Consider the following 4,753-nt stretch of genomic DNA (forward strand, 5'->3'; position numbering starts at 1 on the left):
GCTTCGAGGAGATGAAGGCGTCCCCCTGGGAGAAGGAGGACGCGATCCATGAGGACATCCCGATCCTCAACTACCGGGTCCCCAAGGCTTTCACCCACGAGGGCGGACGGCTGACGGGCGTACTGTTCGAGGTGGTGAAGGCCGAGTTCGACGAGCGCGGCCGCCGCCGGCTGGTCCCCTCGGGCGAGCCGGACGAGCACTACGAATGCGACGACGTGCTGGTGGCCGTGGGGCAGGAGAACGCTTTCCCCTGGATCGAGGACGACATCGGGCTGGAGTTCGACGAGTGGCACATGCCCAAGGTCGACCCGGCGACGTTCCGCTCGACCCTGCCGAACGTCTTCTTCGGCGGCGACGCCGCGTTCGGGCCGAAGAACATCATCTGGGCCGTGGCCCACGGCCACGAGGCCGCGGTCTCGATCCACAAGCACTGCCACGGCGAGGACGTCGCCGTCCGCCCGGCGCCGGGCGTGACCCTCGTGAGCCAGAAGATGGGCATCCACGAGTGGAGCTACGACAACGACGTCTCCAACGACCACCGCTACCGCGTGCCGATGCGCGACAAGGTCGAGGCGCTGAAGGACGTGCGGCTGGAGGTGGAGCTGGGCTTCGACCGCGAGCTGGCCCTGCGGGAGGCCCAGCGCTGCCTGAACTGCGACGTCCAGACCGTGTTCGCCGACAAGCTGTGCATCGAGTGCGACGCCTGCGTCGACATCTGCCCGATGGACTGCATCACCTTCACCGAGGACGGCGAGGAGCCCGAGCTGCGCGGGCGGCTCAAGGCGCCGGCGACCAACCTGACCCAGGACCTCTACGTCTCCGGCAAGCTGCCGACCGGACGGGTGATGGCCAAGGACGAGGATGTCTGCCTGCACTGCGGCCTCTGCGCCGAGCGGTGCCCGACCGGCGCCTGGGACATGCAGAAGTTCTATCTCGAGATGACGCACGCGGGGCCGCAATGCCTGAGTCAGTGAAGGCGGGGCAGCCGCGGATCAACGATTTCGTCGTCAAGTTCGCCAACGTCAACGGGTCGGGCTCGGCCAGCGCCAACGGCCTGTTCGCCCGCTCGGTGATGCGGATGGGCGTGCCGGTGGCGGCGCGCAACATCTTCCCGTCGAACATCCAGGGCCTGCCCACCTGGTACGAGGTGCGGGTGACCGAGGCCGGTCACCTGGGCCGCCGGGGCGGGGTGGACCTGATGGTCGCCATGAACCCGCAGACCTGGGACCGCGACGTGGCCGAGATCGAGAGCGGGGGCTACCTGTTCTACGACTCCACCAAGCCGCTGCCGCTGGCGAGGTTCCGTGACGACATCACCGTCATCGGCGTGCCCCTGACCGCCATGTGCAACGAGGCCTACGAGCTTCCGCGCGAGCGCCAGCTTTTCAAGAACACCATCTATGTCGGGGCCTTGGCGGCGCTTCTTGGCATGGAGACGTCGGCCATCGAGGAGCTGCTGGCCGAGGATTTCGCGGGCAAGGACCGGCTGATCAAGGCCAATGTCGAGGCGCTGCGCATGGGCATCGACTACGTCCAGCAGCATCTCGCCCCGATCCCGCTACAGGTGCGCCGCGCCGACGCCGTGGGCGACCGAATCTATGTCGAGGGCAACCAGGCCGCCGGCCTGGGCGCGGTCTACGGCGGGGCCACGGTCTGCGCCTGGTACCCGATCACGCCGTCCACCTCCCTGGCCGAGGCTTTCACCAGCTATTGCCAGGACTTGCGGACAGATCCTGAGACCGGGAAAGCCCGCTACGCCATCGTCCAGGCCGAGGACGAGATCGCCTCGATCGGCATGGTGGTCGGCGCCGGCTGGAACGGCTGCCGCGCGTTTACGGCCACCTCCGGCCCCGGCGTGTCGCTGATGACGGAATTCATTGGACTCAGCTACTTCGCCGAGATTCCTGCGGTGATCTTCGACGTCCAGCGGGGCGGTCCGTCCACCGGCATGCCCACCCGCACGCAACAGGCTGACCTGCTGGCCGCCGCCTATGCCGGCCATGGCGACACCAAGCATCCGATGCTGCTGCCGGCCGACCCCGGCGAGTGCTTCGAGATGGGTAGCCTTGCCTTCGACCTGGCCGACCGGCTGCAGACTACGATCTTCGTCATGCTCGACCTCGACATCGGCATGAACGAGTGGCTGACCAAGCCCTTCCAGTGGGACGACGCCCGGCGCCTCGATCGCGGCAAGGTGATGACCGCCGAAATGCTGGAGGCGGGGGCCGACTTCGGCCGCTACAAGGAGGTGGACGGCGACGGCATCCCCTACCGCACCTATCCCGGCACACACCCCACCAAGGGCGGCTATTTCACCCGCGGCACGTCGCGGAACCCCTATGCCCGCTACTCGGAGGAGGGCGCCGTCTACGTCGACAACATGGAGCGCCTGCTCCGCAAGTTCGATACGGCCAAGACCCTGGTTCCCGCGCCGGTGCTGCGCCCCGCGAAGGGCAAGGCCACGGACGGGGTGATCTACTTCGGCTCCACCGCCCCGGCCATGCACGAGGCGCTGGAGATGCTGGAGGCCCAGGGCCGCCGCCTCAACGCCCTGCGCGTCCGCGGCTTCCCGTTCGCCGACGAGGTGTTCGCCTTCATCGCCCAGCACGAGCGGATCTACGTCGTCGAGCAGAACCGCGACGCCCAGTTCCGCACCCTGCTGACCACCGAGGGCGACGTCGACCCGGCCAAGCTGGTCCCGGTGCTGCACTACGACGGCACGCCCATCACCGCCCGCTTCATCGCCGGCGCCATCGCCGAGCGGATGCAGCTTGGCCAGATCGAGGCCGCGGAATGACCTACATCCTCAAGCCCCAGCTGCATCACCCCAGCCTGCCCACCAACAGCCTGGGCTACACGCGCCGCGACTACGAGGGCTCGGTCTCGACCCTCTGCGCCGGCTGCGGCCACGACAGCATCTCCTCGGCGATCATCCAGGCCTGTTTCGAGCTGGAGCTGCCGCCCCACCGCGTGGCCAAGCTCTCGGGTATCGGCTGCTCGTCCAAGACGCCGGACTACTTCCTGGGGGCCAGCCACGGCTTCAACACCGTCCACGGCCGCATGCCCTCGGTGCTGACCGGCGCGAACCTCGCCAACCGCGACCTGATCTACCTCGGCGTCTCCGGCGACGGCGATTCCGCCTCCATCGGCCTCGGCCAGTTTGCCCACGCCATCCGCCGCGGCGTGAACATGCTCTACATCGTCGAGAACAACGGGGTGTACGGCCTGACCAAGGGCCAGTTCTCGGCCACGTCGGACAAAGGCTCCAAGTCCAAGCGCGGGGTGGTCAACCACGACGCCGGCATCGACATGGTCAGCCTGGCCCTGCAGATGGGCGCCACCTTCGTCGGCCGCAGCTTCTCGGGCGACAAGGCCCAGCTCGTCCCGCTCATCAAGGCCGGCCTGGCCCACAAGGGCGCCGCCTTCATCGACTGCATCAGCCCCTGCGTGCAGTTCAACAACCACAACGGCTCGACCAAGAGCTTCGACTATGTGCGCGAGCACAACGAGGCCGTGAACCGCCTCGACGTCATCACCCCGCGCGACCCGATCCACGTCGACTACAAGCCCGGCGAGACCGTCCGCGTGCAGCAGCACGACGGCTCCATCCTCTCCCTCCACAAGCTGAACGAGCTCTACAACCCCTCCAGCCGCGCCCAGGCCCTCGGCTACCTCCAGGCCCGGCAGGCGAGGGGCCAGATCGTCACCGGCCTGCTGTTCGTCGACCCGGAAGCGGGCGACCTGCACGATGCGGTGGGCACGGTGGAGACGCCGTTGAACGCGCTGGGCGAGGCCGAGCTGGTCCCGGGGGCCGCCGCCCTAGACCGCATCAACGCCGCGCTGCGCTGACGTCCCTCCCTTAATGGGGAGGGACAGACGACGAAGTCGTCAGGGTGGGGCGCTCACGATCAAGCCCCAGCGCGCTCCGGCTCCCGCGTCCACGGCGCAGCCTCCAGCGCCGCGATGATCTGATCCATCACCCAATCCGCGTCTGATCGCACGTCAGAGCCCCAGAACCGCAACGTCGTGAAGCCATGCCGACGAAGGACGGCGTCGCGGACCGTGTCATGCTCGATCTGCGCATCCGTGCCGTGCTGGCTCCCATCCACCTCGATCACGGTGCGGCGGGCATAGCAGACGAAGTCGAGGTAATAGCCTCGGAACGGCGCCTGTCGGCGGATATGGAAGCCGCGCGCCTTGAGCATCTTCAGACGGCTCCAAAGGATGACCTCGGCCTCGCTCATCCGCCCGCGCATCTCGCGGGCGCGGGTGATCTCGCGTCGCATGACGACATGATGTTCTTTATATGTTCTGGGATCAAGCTGCGTGCTTGAGCGTGAATTCCCCACCCTGACCGCTTCGCGGTCTGTCCCTCCCCATTAAGGGAGGGACCGGAACTCCGCACGCCCCTGCCACACCGCGTAAGCCCCCACCAGCACCGCCGCCCCCAGCGCCAGCGAGGCCACGTCGCCCTTGGTCGCCCGCTCGGCTGCCCAGACGGCGATCAGCCCCCACGCCACCGGCGCCCCGAACGCCGCCAGCCGCGTCGCGCGCAGCACGAACAGCGCCGCGATCAGCACCCCGACGATCCCGGCGAACGCCGCCGCTCGCGGCAGGTCGTCCAGCAAGCCCTCGGCGGTCATCACGGTCAGGATGTTCAGCGCCGCCGCCACCGTCAGCCACCCGGCCAGCAGCCCCAGCGGCCACCACACGAACAGCCGGTCGCCCGTCGACGAGGTCGAACCCGCGCGCC

4 protein-coding genes and 1 pseudogene are annotated in these 4,753 nt (G+C 68.3%); 3 read left to right on the plus strand and 2 right to left on the minus strand.

Annotation, left to right across the window (positions count from 1 at the left end):
• From Q0L11_RS13420 to Q0L11_RS13430, 3 genes are all read left to right on the plus strand, one after another.
• Positions 1 to 974 (plus strand): 4Fe-4S dicluster domain-containing protein (locus Q0L11_RS13420; protein ID WP_296597881.1); only part of this gene is annotated, 974 nt, incomplete at its 5' end.
• On the plus strand, positions 959 to 2,797 hold the full coding sequence (locus Q0L11_RS13425) for a 2-oxoacid:acceptor oxidoreductase subunit alpha (protein ID WP_296597882.1): 1,839 nt from the start codon (positions 959 to 961) through the stop codon (positions 2,795 to 2,797). The genes Q0L11_RS13420 and Q0L11_RS13425, both read left to right, overlap by 16 nt.
• On the plus strand, positions 2,794 to 3,849 hold the full coding sequence (locus tag Q0L11_RS13430; RefSeq protein ID WP_296597884.1) for a 2-oxoacid:ferredoxin oxidoreductase subunit beta: 1,056 nt from the start codon (positions 2,794 to 2,796) through the stop codon (positions 3,847 to 3,849). Before Q0L11_RS13425 ends, Q0L11_RS13430 begins: the two co-directional genes overlap by 4 nt.
• 59 nt (positions 3,850 to 3,908) lie before the next feature.
• On the opposite strand, the gene Q0L11_RS13435 is transcribed toward Q0L11_RS13430, so the two are convergent.
• Positions 3,909 to 4,286: an endonuclease domain-containing protein gene (locus Q0L11_RS13435; RefSeq protein ID WP_296597885.1), complete on the minus strand. Its 378-nt coding sequence runs from the start codon at positions 4,284 to 4,286 to the stop codon at positions 3,909 to 3,911.
• A 93-nt stretch (positions 4,287 to 4,379) separates the two neighbouring features.
• Positions 4,380 to 4,753 (minus strand): annotated as a pseudogene (locus Q0L11_RS13440) (hypothetical protein); the annotation flags it as partial.

This window comes from Phenylobacterium sp., assembly GCF_024508875.1.
Lineage (GTDB): Bacteria > Pseudomonadota > Alphaproteobacteria > Caulobacterales > Caulobacteraceae > Phenylobacterium.